20 protein-coding genes are annotated in these 22529 nt (G+C 68.4%); 11 read left to right on the forward strand and 9 right to left on the reverse strand.

All coding sequences use genetic code 11. From position 1 onward, the window contains the following. Positions 1–9: 9 nt before the first annotated feature. Positions 10–1611, reverse strand: a complete 1602-nt coding sequence (locus ACWGIC_RS08890; RefSeq protein ID WP_452075328.1) for an amidohydrolase — start codon at positions 1609–1611, stop codon at positions 10–12. A gap of 121 nt (positions 1612–1732) precedes the next feature. Between ACWGIC_RS08890 and ACWGIC_RS08895 the strand changes: the two genes are divergently transcribed. From ACWGIC_RS08895 to ACWGIC_RS08920, 6 genes are all read left to right on the forward strand, one after another. Next, entirely contained in the window at positions 1733–3133 is a 1401-nt protein-coding gene (locus ACWGIC_RS08895) for a KamA family radical SAM protein (protein WP_452075329.1), read from the forward strand. A gap of 215 nt (positions 3134–3348) precedes the next feature. After that, positions 3349–3498 (forward strand): hypothetical protein, encoded by a 150-nt coding sequence (locus ACWGIC_RS08900; protein WP_452075330.1) that lies wholly within the window; start codon positions 3349–3351, stop codon positions 3496–3498. A 186-nt stretch (positions 3499–3684) separates the two neighbouring features. Continuing rightward, positions 3685–3852: a hypothetical protein gene (locus ACWGIC_RS08905; RefSeq protein ID WP_452075331.1), complete on the forward strand. Its 168-nt coding sequence runs from the start codon at positions 3685–3687 to the stop codon at positions 3850–3852. Next, positions 3845–5011 (forward strand): putative T7SS-secreted protein, encoded by a 1167-nt coding sequence (locus ACWGIC_RS08910; protein ID WP_452075332.1) that lies wholly within the window; start codon positions 3845–3847, stop codon positions 5009–5011. The genes ACWGIC_RS08905 and ACWGIC_RS08910 overlap by 8 nt, the downstream gene beginning before the upstream one ends. A gap of 29 nt (positions 5012–5040) precedes the next feature. After that, entirely contained in the window at positions 5041–5478 is a 438-nt protein-coding gene (locus ACWGIC_RS08915) for a contact-dependent growth inhibition system immunity protein (protein WP_452075333.1), read from the forward strand. A 182-nt stretch (positions 5479–5660) separates the two neighbouring features. After that, positions 5661–6458: an NYN domain-containing protein gene (locus ACWGIC_RS08920; RefSeq protein ID WP_452075334.1), complete on the forward strand. Its 798-nt coding sequence runs from the start codon at positions 5661–5663 to the stop codon at positions 6456–6458. Positions 6459–7148: 690 nt separating this feature from the next. On the opposite strand, the gene ACWGIC_RS08925 is transcribed toward ACWGIC_RS08920, so the two are convergent. After that, a complete protein-coding gene (locus ACWGIC_RS08925) occupies positions 7149–8054 on the reverse strand; it encodes a universal stress protein (protein WP_452075335.1) in 906 nt (301 codons plus the stop codon). A gap of 303 nt (positions 8055–8357) precedes the next feature. Between ACWGIC_RS08925 and ACWGIC_RS08930 the strand changes: the two genes are divergently transcribed. Both ACWGIC_RS08930 and ACWGIC_RS08935 read left to right on the forward strand, forming a co-directional pair. Continuing rightward, positions 8358–8507: a hypothetical protein gene (locus ACWGIC_RS08930; protein WP_452075336.1), complete on the forward strand. Its 150-nt coding sequence runs from the start codon at positions 8358–8360 to the stop codon at positions 8505–8507. Positions 8508–8793: 286 nt separating this feature from the next. After that, positions 8794–9915: an FAD-dependent oxidoreductase gene (locus ACWGIC_RS08935; RefSeq protein ID WP_452075337.1), complete on the forward strand. Its 1122-nt coding sequence runs from the start codon at positions 8794–8796 to the stop codon at positions 9913–9915. Between the two features lie 59 nt (positions 9916–9974). Here ACWGIC_RS08935 and ACWGIC_RS08940 read toward each other — a convergent pair whose 3' ends face one another. From ACWGIC_RS08940 to ACWGIC_RS08955, 4 genes are all read right to left on the reverse strand, one after another. Beyond that, positions 9975–13091 carry an amidohydrolase family protein gene (locus ACWGIC_RS08940; protein ID WP_452075338.1) on the reverse strand — a complete coding sequence of 1039 codons (3117 nt, stop codon included), beginning with the start codon at positions 13089–13091 and terminating at the stop codon, positions 9975–9977. A gap of 256 nt (positions 13092–13347) precedes the next feature. Beyond that, a complete protein-coding gene (locus ACWGIC_RS08945) occupies positions 13348–13752 on the reverse strand; it encodes a hypothetical protein (RefSeq protein ID WP_452075339.1) in 405 nt (134 codons plus the stop codon). A gap of 433 nt (positions 13753–14185) precedes the next feature. Beyond that, positions 14186–15556 carry a pyridoxal phosphate-dependent decarboxylase family protein gene (locus tag ACWGIC_RS08950; RefSeq protein ID WP_452075340.1) on the reverse strand — a complete coding sequence of 457 codons (1371 nt, stop codon included), beginning with the start codon at positions 15554–15556 and terminating at the stop codon, positions 14186–14188. 230 nt (positions 15557–15786) lie between these two features. Beyond that, positions 15787–16089 (reverse strand): hypothetical protein, encoded by a 303-nt coding sequence (locus tag ACWGIC_RS08955; protein WP_452075341.1) that lies wholly within the window; start codon positions 16087–16089, stop codon positions 15787–15789. 697 nt (positions 16090–16786) lie between these two features. Between ACWGIC_RS08955 and ACWGIC_RS08960 the strand changes: the two genes are divergently transcribed. Together ACWGIC_RS08960 and ACWGIC_RS08965 are read left to right on the forward strand one after the other, a co-directional pair. Next, positions 16787–17674 (forward strand): hypothetical protein, encoded by an 888-nt coding sequence (locus tag ACWGIC_RS08960; protein WP_452075342.1) that lies wholly within the window; start codon positions 16787–16789, stop codon positions 17672–17674. Positions 17675–18162: 488 nt separating this feature from the next. Next, complete coding sequence (locus tag ACWGIC_RS08965) at positions 18163–18957, forward strand: TolB family protein (RefSeq protein WP_452075343.1); 795 nt, start codon at positions 18163–18165, stop codon at positions 18955–18957. Between the two features lie 432 nt (positions 18958–19389). Here ACWGIC_RS08965 and ACWGIC_RS08970 read toward each other — a convergent pair whose 3' ends face one another. Beyond that, on the reverse strand, positions 19390–19878 hold the full coding sequence (locus tag ACWGIC_RS08970; protein WP_452075344.1) for a MarR family winged helix-turn-helix transcriptional regulator: 489 nt from the start codon (positions 19876–19878) through the stop codon (positions 19390–19392). Between the two features lie 83 nt (positions 19879–19961). Between ACWGIC_RS08970 and ACWGIC_RS08975 the strand changes: the two genes are divergently transcribed. Beyond that, positions 19962–20225: a hypothetical protein gene (locus ACWGIC_RS08975; protein WP_452075345.1), complete on the forward strand. Its 264-nt coding sequence runs from the start codon at positions 19962–19964 to the stop codon at positions 20223–20225. A gap of 125 nt (positions 20226–20350) precedes the next feature. On the opposite strand, the gene ACWGIC_RS08980 is transcribed toward ACWGIC_RS08975, so the two are convergent. Together ACWGIC_RS08980 and ACWGIC_RS08985 are read right to left on the reverse strand one after the other, a co-directional pair. Continuing rightward, a complete protein-coding gene (locus ACWGIC_RS08980; RefSeq protein ID WP_452075346.1) occupies positions 20351–21520 on the reverse strand; it encodes an amidase family protein in 1170 nt (389 codons plus the stop codon). A gap of 220 nt (positions 21521–21740) precedes the next feature. Continuing rightward, the gene (locus ACWGIC_RS08985) at positions 21741–22433 is read right to left on the reverse strand and encodes a LuxR C-terminal-related transcriptional regulator (RefSeq protein WP_452075347.1); all 693 of its coding nucleotides are present in this window, start codon (positions 22431–22433) and stop codon (positions 21741–21743) included. Between the last annotated feature and the right edge of the window lie 96 nt (positions 22434–22529).

The raw sequence follows: 22529 nt of genomic DNA on the forward strand, positions 1-22529 counted from the left end.
CCCGGAACTCTATGCGGCCGGTGTGAACTCGTCGTAGATGACCGTGCCGCCGCGGACCGTGCGCAGGCAGCGCGGCAGCGGCGTTCCCGGTTCCAGTCTCGGCAGCGGCGGCACGCCCGAGCGCGGGTCGGTGGACCAGCGCTGCACGCGGCTGTCGGCCGTGGCGACGACCAGGTCGGCCGCGTCCCAGATCGCGTAGTGCGCGGGCGCGCCGGGAACGAGACTGCCGGTCACGCCGTCGTTGACGCCCGCCGCGCGGTGCCCGGCGCGCGTGTGCGCGGTGAACGCGGCGCGGGCGGAGAGGCGCGCTTCGGGAGTGTGGTGGTGCACGGCCGCGCGGACCGCCGCCCACGGGTCGACCGCGGTCACCGGCGCATCGCTGCCGAACGCGAGCACGACTCCTTCGGCAGCGAGCTGCGCGAAGGGGTTCAACGCTGCCGCGCGGGCGCCGAGGCGTTCCGCGTACATCCCGGAGCCGCCGCCCCAGGCTTCGTCGAACAGCGGCTGCACGGACGCGACGACCCCCCACCCGGCGAGTGCGCGCGCCTGGTCGGCGGTGACCATCTCCAGATGCTCCAGCCGGTGGTGCCGGGCGGCGAGGGAACGCTGGCCGACCTGCTTCTCCGCGAGCCGGAAGCCCTCGACCACCTCGCCGGCGGCGGCGTCGCCGATGACGTGGAAGCCCGCCTGCAGCCCGGCTTCGGTGCAGGCGACGAGATGGTCGGCGATGACCGCGGCGTCGGCGTAGAGGGAGCCGGACGTACCGGGCTCGTCGGAGTACGGCGCGGTGAGGGCCGCGGTGCGGGAGCCCAGGGCTCCGTCCACGAAAAGGTCTCCGGCGACGCCGTGCGCGCCGAGGCGGCGGGCGGTCTCGATGCCGTCCAGCTGGCCCCAGTAGCCGACGATCTCCGGCAGCGTCGGGTCGGCCAGCGCGAGGAGGTCGGCGAAGTCTTCCTCGCCGGAGATGTCCGGGCCCGCGCATTCGTGCACTGAGACGATCCCGCGCGCGGCGGCCGTCGCGAGGAACGCGCGCTGGGCCGCCTGGCGCTGCTCGCGGGTGACCGCGTCGCGGGCCGCGCCGCGGACGCGGTGGTGGGCTTCGCGGGTCAGCGGGCCGTCGGCCGACCATCCGGCAGCGGATTCGACGCCCGGGGCGAGTCTGGCCAGCGCGCTCGACACCAGCGCGGAGTGGACGTCGACGCGGCTCAGGTAGACGGGGACGTCTCCGGCGGCGTCGTCCAGCTCGGACCGGCTCGGCAGCCGCTGATCGGTCCAGGACGACTCGTCCCAGCCGTGGGCGAGCAGGACCTGCCCGGGAACGACGGCCCCGCGCACCGCGGCGAGCAGTTCGGCGGAGCTGCGGACCGCGGTCAGGTCGAGACCGGTCAGGTGCAGCCCGGTAGAAGTGGCGTGCACGTGCGCGTCCACGAACGCCGGCGCGACGAACGCCCCGTCCAGGTCGACCACCTCGGCGTCCGGGTGCAGCGCACGGGCCGGAGCGTCCTGGCCGACCCACACCACGGTGCCGCCGGAAACCGCCATCGCGGTGGCGTCCGGGGAGGACGGGGTGTAGACGCGGCCGCCGAGCAGGAGCGTGGTGCTGTCGTTCACTCCCCGAGTCTCCCGCCTGGTCTCCCGAGCAGGGCAGACCGGGTCACCGTGCAGAAAGATTTACGGTCGACTAACGTTATGGCAGGATATTTTCACGCGTTCCCGACGACTAGGAGTACAGATGACTGCGATCCAGGAACCTGTGCCGACTGCCGCCGCCTTCGACCAGCCGTACGAGTACGTCCGCGCCGAGTTGGTGGAACCCGACTGGCGCCGCTTCCCCGGCTGGCACGACGTGACCGAAGCAGAGTGGCGGGACGCCCAGTGGCAGCGCGTGCACTGCGTGCGCAACGTCAAACAGCTGCGCGCCCTGATGGGCGACCTGCTGGAGGACCGGTTCTACGAGGACCTGCTCGCCGACCAGCGCGAGATGGCCACGATGTCGATGCTGCTGCCGCCGCAGATGATCAACACCATGGCCCCGCACGCGGGCACCGACCCGGCGAAGGTGACCGAGGCGTTCTACGCCGACCCGATCCGCCGCTACATGCTCCCGGTCCGCAGCGACCGGCACCCGGCGTGGCCCAGCCACCCGCACGCGGAACGCGACTCCCTGCACGAGGCCGAGATGTGGGTGGTCGAGGGGCTCACCCACCGCTACCCGACCAAGGTGCTGGCCGAGATGATCTCGACCTGCCCGCAGTACTGCGGGCACTGCACCCGGATGGACCTCGTCGGCAACTCGACCGAACAGGTCGAGAAGCACAAGCTCTCGCTCAAGCCGGTCGACCGCCAGGACGCCATGATCGACTACCTCAAGCGCACCCCCGGAGTGCGCGACGTAGTGGTCTCCGGCGGCGACGTGGCGAACGTGCCGTGGCCGCAGCTGGAGTCGTTCCTGATGCGGCTGATGGACATCGAGACGGTGCGCGACATCCGTCTCGCCACGAAGGCGCTCGCGGCGCTGCCGCAGCACTGGCTCCAGCCGAAGGTGACCGAAGGCTTGCAGCGGGTCGCGCTCACCGCGCAGGCGCGCGGGGTCAACCTGGCGATCCACACGCACGTGAACCACGCGCAGTCGGTGACGCCGCTGGTAGCGGAAGCCGCGCGGACGGCGTTGCAGGTCGGGGTGCGGGATGTGCGGAATCAGGGCGTGCTGATGCGCGGGGTGAATGCCACTCCGGCGGCGTTGCTGGATCTTTGCTTCGCGTTGCAGGGCGAGGCTAATATTTTGCCGTATTACTTTTATATGTGCGACATGATTCCGAATGCGGAGCACTGGCGGGTTTCTGTGCATGAGGCGCAGGAATTGCAGCACTCGATCATGGGGTATTTGCCGGGGTACGCGACGCCGCGGATTGTGTGCGACGTTCCCTATGTGGGGAAGCGGTGGGTCCACCAGTTGGCTGAGTACGACCGGGAACGCGGGATCTCGTACTGGACGAAGAACTACCTGACCAGCGTCGATGCCGCCGCGACCGACGACCGCGCCGAGGCGCTGCAGCAGCGCTACCCCTACTACGACCCGATCCAGACACTGCCCGAAGCCGGGCAGCAGTGGTGGGCCGGCCAGCCTCGCTGACCCCCTCCGTCGATGCTCCGGTGCCGGGCCATGCGGGCCCGCGCCGGAGCATTTCGCAATTTCTGAGCACATTCAAGGTTCCCGCAGGTCAGACCCCGGTTGGTCCCGATCAAAACTGAACCCCGATATGCCCCAGACCGTCCACAATGTACAACTTAGAAGAACTGCTTCCACGCGCTCCAGGGAAACTTTTTCAGGTTTCCTTAAATCGTTTCATGGCCGAATTTCGGACTCTCGAAGCGTGCTTGGACGCGACCGCGGCGCAGTCTTGCGGTCGCAAGGACGACGCGGAATGGACGCTGGTCGGCGAGATCGACGTCCAGGCCGACAACCCGGTGATCATCCCCGAACAGACCCGCATTTAACTCCCTGTACGTGTACGGTGGCTGCGCGCACTTGCCCTGACGGGCGGCTTTCACATCGACGTCGACAAGGTCGACGAAGCAGCGTCAGGAATACGGCAGGGCGTCGCCGACCAGGACAGCTTCGCTCTGCGGGGCCTGTGCGGCGACGCCGAACTGTACGGCCACGCCGGCATCCACGACGCGCTGATGAACGTGTGCGTGCGCTGGAGCGACGGCCTCGACACCCTGACCGGCGACGCCGGCGCCATCGGCGACGTCCTCGACCGTGCGGCGAAGGCGTACCGGGCAGCCGACGGGGCCGCGACACGAACTCTGAAGACCGACCCCGGTCAGGGAGCGGTCGACGATGGCTGAACTCGGCGAGACCGGCGACCCGCGGGCGCTCGTGCCGGGCAGCCCGGACGCGATCGAGGAGAACGTCCGCGTGCTCGCGGCCCGCGGCGACGCGGCCGAGCGTGCCGCCGAAGGCCTGCGGTCGATCGACACCGGGGCCTGGGAAGGCCCGGCGGCGCGGGCCTTCCACGACAAGTTCAGCTACGAGCCCAACAAGTGGTATGACGCGTCCGATTCCCTCCAGCGAGCCGCGCACCTGCTCGGCGACTACGCCGGCACGCTGCGCTGGGCCCAATCGCAAGCAGGTGAGGCCGTCGCCCTGTGGGACAGAGGACAGGCCGCGACCGAGCGAGCCAAGGCCGCCCACGACAAAGCCGTGGCGCAAGCCTCGGCCGCCGACCAGCCCCCGCCCGCCTTCGCCGACCCCGGCGAGCCGGACCGGCAAGCGGCACGGGCCACCCTCGATCGCGCCCGCACACGGCTCGTCCGGGCGGGCGACTCGATAGCGAGCATGCTGGCCGCCGAAGCCGACGAAGCTCCCCGGCAGTCCGACTGGCTCGACGACCTCGGGAACTTCGCCCGAGACTTCGGCGCGCACGCGATCAACGGACTGGCGTCGTTCGGCAAGGCCATGCTCGACCATCCGGTCGAAACAGCGGGATTCGTCGGCGGAATCGCGCTCACCGCCATCAGTGCCGTCGGCGAGGGTGGCGGCCTGGTCTTGGACGCCACCGGTGTCGGCGCCGTCGCCGGAGTGCCGCTCAACGTGGTCTCCGCCGCGGGCATCGCCACCGGCGGCGCGATGGCAGTGGGCTCGGCGAGCGAACTCGCCCGCCACGCGATGACCGACGACAAGGTAGAAGTCGTCAAGCCGCGCACGAACCCGACGACGCCGACCAAGACCGACCGCCTCAAGGAACACCTGACCGAGAAGGACCTCGACGGTGCGCGCCGCGAAGCCGCCGGCGAGGTCGTCAAACGCAAAAGCTCCGGAGTCCCCTACGATCACGTCGACGAAGTCCGCAACGCACAGGACGGCCTGGTCAAACGCATCGACCGGCTGAAAAGAATGCTGGGCGATTCCCGGCTGAAGCCGGACGACCGCCCTCCGCTGGAAAGCGAACTGTCCGAGGCGAGTAAAATTCTGGACTATTCCGAGCAATGGCTGCCCAGACACTGATGCGCGCACAGGCGGCGGAAGGCGGGAACATGGCGAACGACCAGGCAGAGAACCAGTATCGGACCCTCGAAGAGATCGAGGGAGAGTCGTGGGGCGACGCCCCTGAGGACGAGTCCTACCTGGTGCGCACCGTTCACCGGCTCCGCCGGAAACCTCTCGGGCAGCTGACCGTGGAGGATCTCCGCATTCTCCTGGGGCAGAACGTCGGCACAGAACACATTCTCCCACTCGGTTTGAGGAAACTGGAAAAAGACCCGCTCGCGGAGGGAGACTACTACCCTGGCGACCTTCTGGTCGCTGCGATGAAATTGCCCGTGGAGTCATGGGCGAAGCATCCGGACTGGGAAAACCGCATGGGACGGGTCGTCTCGCAGGTCGAAGCGACCGACCCTGCGACGAACCCGGACGTAGACGACCAGTTGCTCGGCAAAATCAAGGAATACCGCGACGCCCGCACCTGCCGGTAATCCAGAACAAGACTCGCCTCTGGACGGACCCAGCCGGGCCTCGAGCCAGACCCCGGAACCGGGCGACTCAGCCAGTCCCCGCGCGAACCCGCACATGGAGGCACCGGCAGGACGCCACGACATCACCTGTCACGGGCACGCTCCGGCAGTTAGCCTCGTGCTGTCGTCGGGAGGTGCCGTCCATGGCCGGTGAGAACGCAGTGAAGCTCGCAGTGCTGATCGACGCGGACAACGCACGGCCCTCGATCATCGAGAGCCTGCTGGCCGAGGTCGCCAAGTACGGCACCGCACACGTCAAGCGCGCCTACGGCGACTGGACCGGCACCAACCTCAAAGGATGGAAAGACCACCTCCTGTCCCAGTCGATCCAGCCCGTCCAGCAATTCGCCTACACCACCGGCAAAAACGCCACCGACGCAGCGATGGTCATCGACGCCATGGACCTGCTCTACTCCGAGCGCTTCGACGGCTTCTGCCTCGTCTCCAGCGACAGCGACTTCACCCGCCTCGCCTCCCGCCTGCGCGAATCCGGCCTCACCGTCTACGGATTCGGCGAACGCAAAACACCCCAGCCCTTCGTCGCCGCCTGCGACAAATTCGTCTACACCGAAAACCTCGCCTACCCCCACAGCCCCGCCGCGCCGGCCGAAACCCCGCCCAGGCAAAAATCAGTCATGTCCGCCGCCCAGCTCAAGTCCGACACCGCGCTGGTCAACCAGTTGCGCAATGCCGTCGAAGCAGCCTCCGACGACGACGGATGGGCAACGCTGAGCGCCATCGGAAACATCATCACCAAACAGCGGCCCGACTTCGACTCCCGCACCTACGGCTACCCCAAACTCAGCACCCTCATCACCGCGACCACGCTGTTCAACATCGAACGGCACATCCCCGGCGACGGCAAACCAGCAGTCGTCTACGCCCGCGACAAGCGACACCTGCCGGACAAACAGGTCTCATCGTCTGCAGGAGACACCTGATCGCGGCAGGTGACCTAATACGCCGCTGTGCCGACGCAGGTTCAGGCAACCTGCGCCCTGCTCTCCGGTCGACGAGTCGAATTCCTCGACGTCGCGCCATGATTTGCCGGTGGCCTTTGAAGAGCTGGTGGCGATTGAGCCGGCTGACGACGAGCGCGAGGGTGCCGCGTCGACAGGTGCCGGCTGCGGACGGCGCGCCTCGCCATCGAGCCGCTGAGCGCGCAGGATTGGCGACGGATGCTGGTTGCCGCGGAAATCGTCTTCGCGAGCGACGCGTTCGGGTACGGCATGGACCGGTCGATCTTGACCGGCTTCTCGGACAAGCAGGCGATCAAGATCCTGCTACGGTCGCAACGAACGATCGCCCGCGCTCCGCATCGCACTCCACCGTCGCGACGACCGAGCGTTCCAGCCCCGGCCGTTCCTGGCCCGTGTACATTCTCGACGGGCCGGCCCCGTACACCACGTCGCCGTCTAGGCCGCCGACCCCGACGACGGCGCGCTGGCCTCGCTGCTGGCCGAGCTGCGCGTCGCCCCGCTGCCCATACGTCCCCGCCCCAACGCCGTCGAACTCGCGCCAATTGCCCACGCCAGCCACGTCCGCACCGGCGGAGGCCGCATCTTCCTCGTCGCTTCCGCCGACGGCCGCCCAGCCGACATCGCCCACTCCCAGGCCGGTGCGCTGCCCCGCTACTCCCTCGGGCGAGTCCCGACGCGGGCGACCAGCACCGGGCACAGCGCGTATGAGATCAGCGCCTGGCTCGTGGATCCCAGCGCCAGGCCGCTGAACCCGCCCCGGCCCCGGCTGCCGACGACCAGCAACTGTGCCCGGTCGGCAAGATCGAGCAGCACCTCGGCCGGACGCCCCGCCCGCACGACCTGCTCGACGACGACGTCCGGATATTTCTCCTGCCACCCGGCCAGCCGCTGCGCGAGCAGCTCGTGCTCGTGCTCCTCGACTGCCGCGCGGTCCATTCCCCGCCGACCCTCTTCGAAGATCTCGGCCAGGAACGTTTCGCTCCAGCTGTGGACCGCCACCAACCGCGCATTCCGCCAGGTCGCCTCTTCGAATGCGGCCGCGATCGCGGCTTCGCCGTTGGGAGTGGCGTCGACGCCCAGCACGACCGGCCCCTCAGTCGGAGCTTCGTCCTCACCGACGTGCGGCCGGATCACCGCGACCGGACACGGCGCGTGCGCGGCCAGCGCGACCGACACCGACCCGAGCAAGACCCGGCCCGCCGTGCTCCGGCCGGGACTGCCGAGAACGATCATGCTCGCGTCGGCCGCCTCGGCCAGCAACGCCTCCGCTGGCCCTTCGGTCCGCACCGCGGTCGCCGCCTCGACACCCGGCGCAGCCTGGGCAGCCGCGTCGCCCGCTTCGGCCAGCACTCGCGCGCCGCGCGCGCCGGCAGCTTCCTGCATCTGCTCGAACGAAAGCTCGGCTGCGGGAAAGGACGCCGGCAGCTCAGGCAACGCATGGACCAGGCGAAGACCCCGGTGACGTTCCCGCGCGACCCGTGCCGCCCAGCGCACTGCAGTCAGAGCGGCCGCGGAACCGTCGACGCCGACCACCACTGCTGACTCCGACCCCGTCATCCGATCCCTGCTTTCCCTTGTACGGACAGTCCGTGCAAGGAAGCTACCGGCCGAAGGCCGTTCCAGCCCGTCGTCACACCCCGACGGGGGAAGAGACAGATGTCGACCGCGGCTCCTGCCGGTACACAGTAGACAGTCGCCGGTGTTCACCCGCCCAACGTCGGATACGCGATTTCACGAGTCTCAAAGGCAGTCATTGGCGACGAGGTTCCGTGCAGCTCGCCACGATCTCGTTTCCATTCGGGACGCAGACCGGAGGGGATCGGAATATTTCGCCAACGCGCAGCCGGTCCCTTCGGCCGGATGACCTCCGACGACCGTTTCCAGACACTGCGGCTGCCCGGACCCGAAAACAACGGAGAACCCATCCAGGCAGCGCTGACCGCTGAATCCGAAGAGTTCGCGCGCGCCAACGTATCCGCCGCGCTCAACCTCTTCCTCCGCCGATCCTGACCGATCGCGCCACCGGAGTCTCGGCACCGAGAACCCGGTTGTCGTAGCGGAGCACGGGACGGTCAATGGACAGCGGACAACCGTCCGGTCGCCGGTCGCCGGATGCTGAGCTATGGTGACGGTGTCGCGAAAAACGATGCTCCGCGGTGCAAACCGCCGAACATCGCGCACACATCGACGCAGACGTTTCTGCTCGGTCAGCGGCTCCTTGCCGAGATCGGGTCTTTCCGCCCCTTCTCGGAGAACAACCTTGCCGGCGCGTGCCGGCTCGACAGAGGAGCGCACCATGCAGAAGTCCGTCGCCATCATCGGAGCGGGGCTGGGCGGCCTGACGCTCGCCCGGGTGCTTCAGGTCAACGGTGTCACCGCGACGATCTACGAGGGCGAGGCGTCGGCGACCGCCCGCGCGCAAGGCGGCTTGCTCGACATTCACGAAGAGACCGGACAAGCCGCTCTCCGCGCAGCCGGTCTGTACGACGAGTTCCTCAGCCTGGTCCGTCCTGGCGAGGACGCCAAGCGCGTGGTCGACCACGCCGGCACGGTCCTGTTCGACCTGCCCGGGGATCCCGGATCGGCGCGCCCGGAGGTCGATCGCGGCGAACTCCGGGACCTGCTCATCGAGTCGCTCGCACCCGGCACCATCAAGTGGGGGCACAAACTCGACTCGATTCGGCACCGTCCGGAGGACGGCTACGACCTCGCCTTCGCGACCGGGAGGGCCGCGCACGCCGAACTGGTCGTCGGTGCGGACGGGGCCTGGTCGAAGGTGCGCCCGCTGCTCACCCCCGCCAAGCCGCTCTACAGCGGGACCTGCTTCATCGAGATCGGCCTCGCCTCCGGCGGCCCGGACCACCGGGCGAGCGTGGAGGCGATCGGCAGCGGCACGCTGATGGCGGTCGAGCCGGGCAAAGGCATCATCGCCCATCGCTATGCCGACGGGCGCGTATCCGGCTACGTGGCGCTGAACAAGCCCGAGGAGTGGGCGAAGTCGATCGACTTCGGCGACCCGTCCGAGGGCCTGCGCCAAGTCGCCGCCGAGTTCGCCGGCTGGTCGCCGCTGCTTACGGCGTTCGTCTCCGAAAGCGACGTGGAGCCGCGGCTCCGGCCCATCTACGCCCTTCCCGTCGGCGTCAAGTGGGACCGGGTACCCGGCGTGACGCTCATCGGCGACGCCGCGCATCTGATGTCCCCCTTTGCCGGCGAAGGCGCGAACCTCGCCATGTACGACGGTGCCGACCTGGCGGGCGAACTGGTCGGGCAATCCGACGTCGAGGGCGCGCTCGCCGCCTACGAGGAACGGCTGTTCCCGCGTAGTGGCGAGGTGGCCGGCCTCTCGGCACAGAACCTGGAGAACTTCTTCGGCCGGGAAGCGCCGCATAGCGTGGTCGCTCTCTTCGATCGCTCTTAGGGAGCCGCGCGACGGCTTGGCCTCGGCACCGCGAACGCCGAGGCCAAGCCGAAAGTCCGCTAATCGCCGGTGCAGCAGGACGTGCGGGCGCTCTCCACGTAGCGCGGGTCGTGCCACCAGAAGGCCGCGTTGTCCGGATGATCCGGAACCGGCGTGCGCCGGGTGCTGGCCGGAGCGGCTGAGCTGGCCGACGCGAACGGGGCGAGCAACTCGTCCACTGTGTGCACGCGCCCGCTCGCGAGGACCTGGCGGACGTCGGCGGCGGCCTTGATATCGGTGAGCGGGTCGCTGCCGAGGACCACCAGGTCGGCGTGACAACCCCGGGCGACGCGGCCCAGCGGTTCGCCCAGGACGTCGCCCGGGATGCTCGTCGCGGTGATCAGCGCTTCGTACGGGGTGAAGCCGTAGGCGACCATCGCACGCAGGTTCATGTGCGTGCTGACCGCGGTGTGGTCGATCGGCGAATCGGTGCCGGTCACGATCCGGCCGCCGCCGCGCAGGATCGCCGCCGCCTCTTTCACTTGGCGGGCCAGGCTGTTGAGCGCGGCGGTCTGGTCGGCGGTCTTCGCGATTTCGACGGTCTTCTGCAACGACTTGTACTCCCACGCCGGATACAGTGTCCGCACCCTTCGGTCGGTCGCCAGGCTCTCGTCGTCGCGGAACAGCGCGGTGGCGGCGAACAGCGTGGGCGTGCGCGCGGCGCCGCGGCGCAGGAACAGGTCCACTACGTCGTCGTATCCGGCGCCGAGCAGGGAGTATGTGCGGGAGTAGCCGAACCGGCTGGTGGCGCCCATGTGCTCCATGCCGTCGCCTCCGAAGGCGAGCGCCGGGTAGTGGTAGTGCGAGGTCGTCGGCAGCCGCCGCTGGTGGCCCCATTCGATCACCCGGTGCTGCATTTCCGGGCTGATCCGCACGTAGGCCTTGAGCAGGTCGTAGTCGAGCTTCTCGGCCCGTTCCAACTCGAGTTCCAGCTGCCGCTCGTCGAAAGTGGGCCGCATGAAGTTGTAGAAGACGCGCGAGCCGTCGATCGCCTCGCCGGTGGCGAAATACCGCGGCCCGAGCCGGGCGCCGGACTGGATCGACTCCCGCTCCTCCACCATGTGATACGCCGGGCTGCCCGGCGATCGCGTCGTGGTGAACCCGAGCGACAGCCACAGCCTGCCCTGCCGGTCGCCGTAGCCGTATCCCTGCATCTGGCGGTGATGGTGCATGTCGACGAGCCCGGGGATGACCACGCCGTCGCGCGCGTCGACGATCTCGCCGTCCAGCCCGCTGCCGGTCGGCTCCACCCCGGCGATCCGGCCGCCGTCCACCACGATGTCCACGTCCGTGCGCGAAGTGTGCGAAGTCCCGTCCCACATCCGCCCGGCGCGCACAATCACCCGGCCGCGGTTGCGGGCGTTGGTCCAGGTCAGGCGCGTCGGCACGGTGCGGGGCGCGCCGCCGACCGCCGCGATCAGCCGCAACCGGCCGTTGTTCAGGTACAGCAGGGTCTTCGAGTCGCCGCTCCAGCTCGGTGCGTCGGTGACCTCGTCGGTGACCTGCCGCGGCGGGCCGGCGGGCGTGCCGTCCGGGTGCACGTCGACCACCCACAGCACGCTGGCCGCGACGAACGCCATCCGCCGGCCGTCCGGCGACCACACCGGGCCGTCGTCACCGCGGGTCTGGATGGACCGCTCCGGCATCGGGTCCACGTAACGGCCGGCGCCGGTTTCAGTGTCGACCAGCAGGATCTTGTTCAACCCCTCGCGGAAGCGCGTCGAGTACGGCTTCACCGCGGCGAGTGCGATGACCTTGCCGTCCGGCGACCAGGACGGACGGCCGGGCTCGAAGGTCGCGGTGAATACCTGCCGCACGGTGCCGGTCGCGACCTCGACCGTGTGCAGCGCGCCGGTCTGGTCGAGGAACGCGACCCGGGAGCCGTCCGGCGACCAGGCGCTCGACGTCGCGGCCAGATCCGGCAGGTTCGTCAGTTGCCGGTCCCGTCCGGTCTTCAGATCGCGGATCCACAGGTCGAGCGTGCCGCCGCGATCGGTGGAGTAGACCAGCCTGCCTCCGTCGGGCGAGAACGCCGGATCGCTTTTCCACCACGTGTCGCGGGTCAGCGGGCGCGGCAACCGGCCCAGCTCCATCAGATAAAGGTCGTTCAACGCGCGGAACACGACCTGGCGGCCGTCCGGCGACAGCACCGGGCTGCCGATCCCGACCACTGGTTTCGGGGTGGTTGAGGCAAAATCCCGCGGACGCGCGTGCAGCGGCCCTTCGGCGACGGTGACCGGCGCGCAGAACGGGATGTCCGTCGCCGCGCCGCCGCCGAGCTTCCGCCGCCGCAGCGCACCGTCTGCGGTGTAGAGATATTCGTCGTCGCTGAGCCAGGAAACGCGGAAGGGGAACACGTCCTCCCCGGAGAACAACGGTTTCCTGGCGCACGCCAGCTCCACCGCGGCGGGCGGCAGCGGCTTCGGACCGCCGACGACCCGGGTGTACACGACGTCCTTCCCGTCCGGAGTCCACATCGGACTGTGCAGCACCGCGTCCGGTTCGCTGACCAGCGTGGAACGGGCGCCGTCAGCGACGGAGACGACGTCGACGCGTTTGGCGCCTGCGACGAACGCGAGTTTGGCGCCGTCCGGCGACCAGGCCGGTTCGTACTCCTCCTCCGGGCTGTCGGCGATCACCCGGCTGGTCCCGGAAGCGATGTCCAGCACCCGGATGCCGTAACTGCCGCCCTCGTCGGAGGAGTAGGCGACGGCGCGGCCGTCCGGGGAAAAGACCGGTTCACGGTGATCGAACGGCCCGCTCGTCAGCCGCCGCAAGCCGCTGCCGTCGGCCCGGATCGTCCACAGATCGAAGATGCCTTCGCGGTAGGACTGGAACACCAGCGTCGTGCCGTCCGGGGACCAGGACGGCAATCCGATGTCGAAAAGGTCCCCGGTAAGCCGTTTCGCCGTTCCGCCCCGCGACGGCAGCAGCCACAGCACGCCGAGCAGGTCGATCGCGACGGTCCGGCCGTCCGGCGACAGCTGAGCCGCCACATTCGTCCCCCGCCGGACCGAAAGTGGTTGCGCAGCAGGGGATTCCGCCTGCGCCTCGGGTACCGGACCGGTCACGCCGAGCCCCACCGCCCCGGCCGTTCCCGCTACTCCGGCCAGAAAACCACGCCTGTTCACCGTCATCTGCGCCCCCAGTGCACTGCCGTTCGATGATCTGGCCCAGCCTAACGTCGTTTCCAGGCATTCAGCCGCGATCATCCTGTCGGCTGTAGGCCCAACTGCCGCACCGTAATGCCGCTTCCGTGCCGAAACCGCGTTTTGCCCCCTGGCCACCGTCCGCAAAGACGAGAACTTACGAGGACTTGCCGATCGACGCCGTGCAATCGCTCGGCGAGCGGAGCTGTGCGCGTGGGACCCGGTGGCCGAGACATGGGCTCGATCAAGGTCGGTGCCGGGGCCCCTTCTTGTGCGCAGTGAACCACTCCGCAGCTCGGCGGGCGAGGTCCTCGACGGACGCTCCGTCTGCGGGGTGGATCAAACCGTCGGGTCCCGATAGCTCGATCAGGGCGTCCTCCGCTCTCACCTCACCGTCCCAGTTGAGGCAGGCCGGGCTCCATCCACCGCGAATGCCACGCTCGTCGAAGTCCAGTCGCAAAGTGGCGAGCACAGCGTTGTCTTCGACGATGTCGAGGGAAATCAGGAGCCAGGGGGTGCCATCGTCGTCAGCGTGCAGCCAGTAGTCCAACCCAGGAACGAGCGCGTCCAACGAGAGGGCGAAGACGCGTTCAGCCTCCGTCGCTACGCCCTCGCGCTGCCCACCCCAGTCGATCTTCCCCGCGGTCACCAGACGAATGTAGTCGCCTGACGCACCGGCTGACATTCGAGTTTCTGAGCAAGTGCGCCGAGAAGTGACAGATGGCTTGGTCAGGTGAAGTTTCCCCGATCGGCACTTTTCCCACTCATTGTTCGCGGTTCTCGGATGCGGGCTACCAGTCACCGGAGGCGAGGACGCTCGCTCATCCGGCCCCGTGGTCGGCGGATCGTGGTTGAGCGCTGCAGGTTGCCGGTTGAGCGACCTGGCTGGCGTTGTGGTCCTCCACGTGGACGGCCAGATGAGTCAGGGGGATCGGCCGCGCCCACCTCGCAGAGTGGGGCGGCGGCCGCGCTGCGGGCCAGCTCGATTCTGACCCGCAGCGTCATCCACTGCGCAAGCGCTCCGACCAGCCGCGCGGTGCCTCGCGCGCCGACGATCATCATCGCAACGCGGTTGAAGCCGCTCAGTGCGCCGCAGCCGCCCGAAGGATCGCTGCGGCCGAGCGCTCGACGTCGGACTCGGTGGTCGACCAGTTCGAGACCGAGATTCGCAGGTAGCGACGACCGCGCCAGGTGGTGCCGCCCAACCAGCAGGTGCCGTCACGTTGAACCGCGTCGATGATCGCGTCGATGCGGTCGTCATCGCCGAATCCGACCAGCACCTGGTTCAGGACGACGTCGTTGGCGATCTCGGCGCCACCTTCGGAGAGGATCGTGGCGAACCGACGCGCAAGCCTGCAGCAGCGGTCGACGAGGTCGGCCACCCCATCGCGCCCCAGCTCCCGCAACGCCGCCCACACCGCGAACACCCGTGCGCGACGCGATGCCTCGAGCGTGAGGTCGCCCATTCGGGACAGCTCGGCAGAGCCTGCGAGGTAGGGCGCGCGGTAGGCGATGGTCTCGGCGTGCAGCGCCGGGTGAGCGCAGAACGCGAAGCCGGAGTCGTAGGGGACGTTCAGCCACTTGTGACCGTCGCACGCCCAGGAGTCGGCCAGCTCCAGGCCGTCGACCAACGCCGCTGTCGCCGGGTTGGCACCTGCCCAGAGTCCGAAGGCGCCGTCGATATGGACCCAGGCACCGTGCCTCTTCGCGAGCGTGCAGGCGGCGCGCAGGTCGTCGCAGGCACCGGTGTTCACGTTTCCCGCCTGCAGACAGACGATCGTGGGGCCCTCGCCCGCGACGAGAACTCTGGCCAGGTCCGCAACGTCGATCGCGCCCTGCGGACCCGCGGCCACCTCCTGGATCGCCCTGGTTCCGATACCGAGCAACCGCAGCGAGCGGTCGATGGTCGCGTGCCGCTCGGCGCTTGCGACAACCCGGAGAGCGGGCGCTCCCGCCAAGCCGTCCCGTTCGACGTCCCACCCGGCTTGAGCGAGGACGTGGTGACGCGCCACCGCGAGCCCGACCGTGTTGGCCTCCTGCCCTCCGGTGACGAACCCGGTCGACGCGGTGGCCGGAATGCCCAGGAGGTCCCTGAGCCACCTGCCGGCGACGTCCTCCGCAGCGGCCGCGGCAGGCGACAGAGCGGGGTTGAAGCTGTTCTGGTCCCATGCCGCCGCCAGGAAGTCCGCCGCGACGGCGGATCTCAAGGCCCCGCCGATGACCAACCCGAAGAACCGCGGACCCGCCGTTGCCACGAGCCCGTCGTCGGCGATGCGAGCAAGTTCGTCGACGACGGCTTCAGGAGGGGTGGAGCCGCGAGAAAGTTCTTCTCCGAATGCTTGCCGCAAGACCGCGAGGTCGACAGGCTGCGCGACAGGCCGATCGTCCAGGCCGGCCACATATTCGGCGGCCAACTCCGCGGCCCGCGTGAAGAGAGAGTGCTCCTCGTGCATGAACGTCCTTCCGGATGCCACGACTACGTGGTTTGTCAGGCTTCTCATACGCCTGAACGGTGATTCGGTCAACGACGCATCAGGCCGCTGCGGGTGATCGAGGAACACGACATCCGTTCCGGGAAAACAGGTTTCACAACCAGCACGTCGTCCGAAGTCGCAGAAGCTTTTAACCGCACGACATGCAGCCGCCCTGCTTGAGCCTGGTGGATCCGGCAACAGAGACTTCTCTAGCCCAACAAGCGCGAACCCGGCTCCACGATGCGCGTATCGGCGAAAGCGCTGATGAAGTACGAGAATCCGACATCGTCGAGCGGGCCGACAGCATCTGCCGGCACCTTGAAACAGTGCAGAACGGCACGGACCTGCTCCACGGTCACCGGATATCCCTCGGGCAAGGACAGGTCGTCCATGCCGAGCACGGCCTCCAAGGCGGGATGGCTGATCCCGGCGGGAAGATCCACGGACCAGTCCAAAAGTTCGTCCGACTCGCGAAATGCCTCGATCTGCCACCCGACGACACGATCATCCACGGTTCGACCTCCCGAGCGGGAACAGAGCTTCCCCCAGGAACCGGCTGGCCTGTGCTGGGATCAAGAACACCTCGACGCAAGCCACGCCAGTCATACCTCTCCCCTTCGCCGTGCGCGAGTCCCACTCGTAGATCCTCCTCTTGCTGTCGTTCTGGCAAGACGGCGGGCGTCGGCGGCCCGGCGAGCGTCTCCCGTCACGGCCGCTACAGCGCGCCGTCCGGCCCTCGAACGCCGCGCGTAGTCACGGCGGCTCTCGCACTCGTCGAATTCTGCCTGGAAACATCTGGGCAGGCGCACACAGCACCAACGGCAAAGATGGACGCGGAACGCATTCCATTGGCGGCTTCGCGGGCCGGGACGATCTCGATGCCGGTGAATCTGGCAGGGGCGAGCCCGTCGAGGTGCTCGGCGAAGGACAGCGCCCTGGCGATGCAGCCGACGTTGGCACCGCGTTTCGGCGCACGGCGGTAGAAAAGGCGGAGGTCATGGTCAAGTCGTAGCGCGCTCCGGCGGGTTGGATGCCATCGGTGGAGAATCCGTGTTCATCCACACCGCCAGTCGCGTGTATGGCGCGCCCGGCGATCGGTTCACCCATACGAGTGCCCTCGCCTGGTCCAGTTTCGTCCTGGTGTAGCAGGACGGGGCCCCTGAGCGACTTCGCGGTGGAGAGGTTCGCGACCGAGCTACCACCGTGGATATGGAGCGCGACATGGGCTGGTCTGGCTGGCACCCGATTGCGGAAAACAAGATCATTTACGTCTCCGTGCACGAGCTCCCGAACAAACAGCATCTCTTCGCACGCGACGTCGGTGGCGCGTATTACCACTGGGGCGACTGGAATGCGCCAGCCATGGATCCTTCCAGCTGGGTGCCGTTCGACATCTCCTTTGTCGCAGCCGACTGGGCGGCGCCGGCGATTGCCGCAGCCTCTTGGGACCAGGGGCGGGTGGACGTCATCTCGATCGAAGACCACGGCCATGGCCAATTCCCGACCCATCGGTTCCGGTTCAATTTCCCGTTCGGCGAGTGGACTGCATGGCAGAACATCGGCGGGCAGCCGACGACGATCGCGATGCCAGCTGTCACCGCGGAACGTCCCGGTCAGCTGAACCTCTTCACAGTCCAGTACGGCCCGGTGCCGAAGAAGATCATTCATCGCTGGTACGTGAACGACCGGTGGAGCGGCGGCGATGTGCTTGACAGTTCCAATGTCGACAGCATCAGCGCCTGCAGCTGGGGACCGGGCAGGCAAGACGTGTTCGCTATCGGGCCGGTGCAGAACAACGTCGTGCACATGAGGTATGAAAACGGGTGGTCGGGCTGGGAAAGCCTCGGCGGATGGTCAAGTTTGCCGCCCGCGGTCGCAACGTGGCCAGGTCGCATCGACGTCTTTATCACGGGTGGCGACCGGCACATTTACCACAAGGTATTCGCTGATGGCAGGTGGTCTCCGGATTGGGAGCCGCTCGGCGGCACGGTCCATGATCGGTATCGACACCTGGCCGCTTCCGCGGGCAACGGCGGACCGCTTCGTGTTTACCACACCGGCACGGATCTTAAGATGTACGAGAACTGGCTGATGTGATCGCTATCGGCTTGCCATGAATCCCGCAGGTGATTGTCACTCAATCGAACCCGGCCCTTGGGAGATCGTACTCGGCGGGGCGAAACACCCCGTTCAGGTACGGGATGGGACGGCTCGCGCGCCGCAATGGCTATACCGAATACCCGAAGCCTTGCGCTCCGCGGTTGCCTTCGGCGTAGTCGCTACTGCGGAAGTTTCCGCCGTCTCGACAAGCCAGGAAGGTCGTTTCAGTCGTCGAACAGTTCGCGTCGGGATGCGCGAGGTCGCTTATCGGGTGCTGCGTAAGAGGCTGTTGGTCCCCGTTTCGCGGTAGTTCCGGCCCTGCGCGCGATCTCGGATATGCGGGAGCGTGGACACCGGCCGTCACGCGCGGGTGCCGAAGGAGAACCCCTCCCATGAGGCGTTTCAGGCGAGTCCGGAAAACCCCGGGAACGGCAGCGAGACCCCGGTCTCGTACACCCCGGCGCGCAGCAGTCCTGGCGTGCGGCGTGCTCGCCGCCGTGTCGGCGACAGCCGGGCCCCCGCAGGCGGCGTACCCCGGCGACAACGGCAAGATCTTCTTCACCCAGTCCGGCGCCATTCTCTCGATGAATCCGGACGGCACCGGGGTCGCCACGGTCGTCGGCGGGCAGGACTCCTTCATCCCGCGCGTGTCCGCGGACGGGACCAAGGTCGCGTTCGAACGGCGCGTCGGCCCCGATGTCCAAGTCTTCACCATGAATCCGGACGGCACCGAGATCACCCAGATAACGTCCGGAGCCTACGCCGACGGCCAGTCGCTGACCTGGTCCCCGGACGGCACCCGGATCGCCTACAGCTCCTCTGACGGGCTGATCTCCACCATCAAGCCCGACGGCACCGGGAATGCCCCTCTGGTAAGCATTCCGGGCCATACCCTGCACCACCCGCGCTGGTCTCCGGACGGCACGCAGATCGCCTTCTGGGCATTCACCTTCTCGGCATTCAACTCCGATCCGCCGGGTGCCCACGTCTACACGGCGAACGCCGACGGCACCAACCCGACCAACATCTCCGGCGCCAACGACAACGACGTGTTCCCCGTGTGGTCCCCGGACAGCGCCCTGATCCTGTTCATGGTCGACACCCAAGGGCTGCTGGTGATGAACGCCGACGGCACCAACCGGACCCAGATCTACGCCAGCGCCACCGGCATTCCTCCGAGCCCCGGCGATTGGGCCGCCGTCCCCGGACCAAGCCCGCGGCCGCTTCGTCCCCAACTCGACAACCTCCACCGCGAACAGCCCGCGCGGCCCTGGCGCTGAGGCTGTGCTTGCCCGCGCAGCGTGGAACCATCTCGCCGAGAGCAAATCGGCGCAGGACTCGGCCACGACAGCCGATTCCTCGCTCGCCGCAGAACGGTCGCGCGGCCTCAGGACGCCTAGCGCTGGACGCGGATCGCCGGCGTTGCCAGCGTTGCCAGCGCGAGCAGCATCGGGCCGAAGCCACGGCCAGCCATCATGGTCCAAGTACCCTTCTGGTCTGCGGCTGGACCCGCGGTCGGCCACGCTGATCGCCTGCGCGTCGAATACCCCATCGCACCGCCCCGGCTGTGCGCCGAACGGCCGTCGCGTCGATTCGCGCCAACCCGCCGGATCGAGTCGACGGGCCGTTGGATGCCGCGTTCAAGACGTCCCGGGAGTCGCCTTGAACGCGGCTGGGTGCAGCAGTGCATTTCCGGGATGGACAAGGCAGTTTCAAGCGTCGGGGCGTTGATCGTCTGCAGCAGCGGGTGTGCCGATGAGGTTCTGCACGACCTGGTCGAAGTCGAGCGCGAAGGTGTGGATTCGGTCAGGCGACCAGCCCGGGAGAGCGCTCAGCACGAGATCGTTGAGGCGCGCGCGCAGCGTCTGGATGCAGCGCTCGCCCTCTGGCGTCAGCTGGAGCACGGTGGCACGCAGGTCGTGGGGGCTGGGTTGCCTTGTCAGCAGCCCGGCCTCCTGCAACCGGGTTGCGTAACGGGTGGTGACGGTGCGGTCGAGGCCGATCTGGTCGGCGAGTTCGCTGGCGGAGGACGAGCCGACCCGGGCGAGTCCGGAGAGCACCGGGTAGGTCCACCGATCGATGCCGGTGTGGCCCTCAAGGAGCGTGTCGTAGAGATGCATCCGGTTTGCGCGCAACAGCAGGGCGCCGATTGCCGAAGCGATGCGCTCGGCGTCGGCGTGCGCCGGCTTGTCCTGTGACATGGCCACGATTTTACGTGCGCCACGCACGCGCATGAGTTAGGGTGGCAAATGCGTGCACGGCGCACGCTTATAGAGGAGGAACCATGTCCAAGCCGATTCGCCCCGAAGACGTCCTGCCCGACGGCGTCGACCGCACTACCCTCGGCGGCCTCGAGGTCCGCAAAGGCGCCGTCGCGGCGTTCGTGGCCAACGTGAAGCAACTCGAGCAGGCCGAGCCGGGAGGAACCGAACACGAGCAGATCGTCGACCAGCTCAAGCAGCTGGTCCCGACCTTGCGGGCGGTGGGCGTGCTGGACGTCTTCCAGCCACGTTCGGCGGCGGTGGCCCAGCTCATCGACGCGGTCTAGGTGTTTTTGCATCCCGCGGCGGCCACCTCGGCGAGGCGACCGTTGCGGGATGATGAGAACCGCGGAGACCACGCACACCGCGGCAAGATCTGGCAACAGCCACCGCAGAAGTCGTGCTCGCCCGGTCAACCAGCCCGGTCGGCGGTGTCCGACAGCGTCTCCGCCATTCGTTCGGCGAGGCGCAATGTCCGGCGGTCGTCGAACCGTGCTCCTTGGATGGTCAGCCCGACCGGAAGACCTGTCGCGGGGACAGTCAGCGGGAAGGTGACCATGGGTGCCCCGAGCATCGCGCCTGGCGTCGTGTTCCGGGTGTAGAGCTCGAAAGCGTCGACGCGGCTGCCCAGATGCTCCACAGTCTCGTCGCAGTCGACGGGCGGAGCCGGGGCGGGCGTGGCGGGAAATGCGAGCGCGCTGAGTTCGTGCCTGCGCAGCAGTTCCGCGTAGCGCTCTCTCGCTTGTTCGGTTTGCCGCTGGGCGATCGCGTACTCGTCGGGCGTCACCGGGGACGACGCCTCCGCTTCCAGGATCTGCCGGACATCAGGACTGCGCACGTCAGCGACCAGCCGGGCGAACGCCTGCTCGGAGTTCATGCCCAGGGCGCGGGCGGCGACGTCTCCGAGCAGCCGGCGGGCTTCCCAGCAGACGATCGGCATCGCCGCCGCGCGGCTGAGTTCCCAGATCTCCGCGAGCTTCACCGGCACCAGCTCGATGGTGTCCGCGAGCGCGTCCAAGGCCGGTTCGAGCGCCGCTCGCGTGCTGGGGTGCAGCTCGCGGACCAGCTCGGCGGGCACCCCGATCCGCGGGCGCGCAAGGTCCTGGTGCGTTGTTCCGCCGAGCATCGTCAGGTCGATCTCGGCGAGGCGCCGCACCGATCGCGCGAAGACCCCGGGGGCGTCCCGCGTCCACGACAGGCCGACGATGCCCGCGCTCGGCCAGCGTCCGGTGCTGGGGCGGAATCCCGCGACCCCGCACAGGCTGGCCGGGATCGAGATCGAGCCCCCGGTGTCCGTGCCCAGTGCGACCTCGGCGTGGCCGCGCGCGACGACCGCGGCGCTGCCGCCCGAGGATCCCCCTGCCGAGCAGTCCGGACGTCCGGGCAAGCGCACCGCGCCGTAGGAGGCGTTTCGAGAAGTGATCCCGAAGGCGAGTTCGTGCATGTTCGCCATGCCCACGACCACCGCGCCGGAGCGGCGCAGCTGCGCGACGACCGGGGCGTCGGCCTCCTCCGGCGCGATGTCCAGAAGCTCGCATCCCGCGGATCGGCGCAGTCCGCGCACCGCGATGTTCGCTTTCACCGCGAGCGGATACGGCTTTCCGCCCGCCAACGGAAGCTGGGCCGCGATTTCGCCGGCAGTACAGGTTTGCGTCCACTCTCCCGGTTCCGGTCGTTCGACTGCGGCCAGGACAGCGGGGGGGGGGCGGTGACGCCCGCTGAGGTAAGCGGCATCCGGGGCTCCTTTGCAGCGAATGAGGCTTATCCGGGAGTCTCGGCATGCCGCGCGGCCTCCGCCATCGTCATTTCTGACGATGGCGGAGGTGGTGTGCCGCCAGGGCCGCGCGGTTGGCGGCACCGGTCTTGGCGAACGCGTTGCTCAGGTGGGTCCGCAAAGTCGGCGGCGAGATGCCGAGGGCCGCGGCGATCTGCTTGTCGCTGTAGCCGTCCGCGACCAGCTCCGCGACCTCGGTTTCGCGCCGGGACAACGGTTTCTGACCGGACGGCGCCTCCCGGGGCCAGGTGCGGGCGACCAGATCCCCGAAAGACCGCAAAACCCGCGCGTCCGCCTCGGTGAACGCGCGGCCGCCGCGTCCACGCCACAATCGCAGGTCGACGGAACCGGGGCCGGCGCTCGCCGGGAAGTAGTTCATGCCGTGGTACATGCCGCCGCGATGCAGGAAGTCCTGGACGAACTCGGCGGAGACCCCGGCGGCCGGAGTGATCCGCGAAGCGCTCCCCCGCGCGAAAAGCTTCGGGGTCAGGTCGTCGACGTGCCGGAAATGCCGGTGGTAGGCGCGAAGCGCGCCGTCGCCGAGGTCGAGCTGAACCGGATCGGCGTAGGGCCCGGACGTATCGCAGACATAGGAGGCGAAGATGTCCGCCCCCAGCATGCGACGCAGGACATCGCCCAGCAGAAGGCGCTTCGCCTTCACCGGAGAGTCAGAGAGGACGATATCGATCGCTTCGCACGTCAGTGCGTACTGCTGGCCCATGCTGCCTCGCTTCGGTGCGAAGTAGCGAGCGCGACGCTGGCTCAGCTACGTTGGCTCCCTGTTCGCACGGAAGTGTACGGGGGCCTCGCGCGTGCG

It is taken from the genome of Amycolatopsis sp. NPDC054798, from assembly GCF_053611505.1.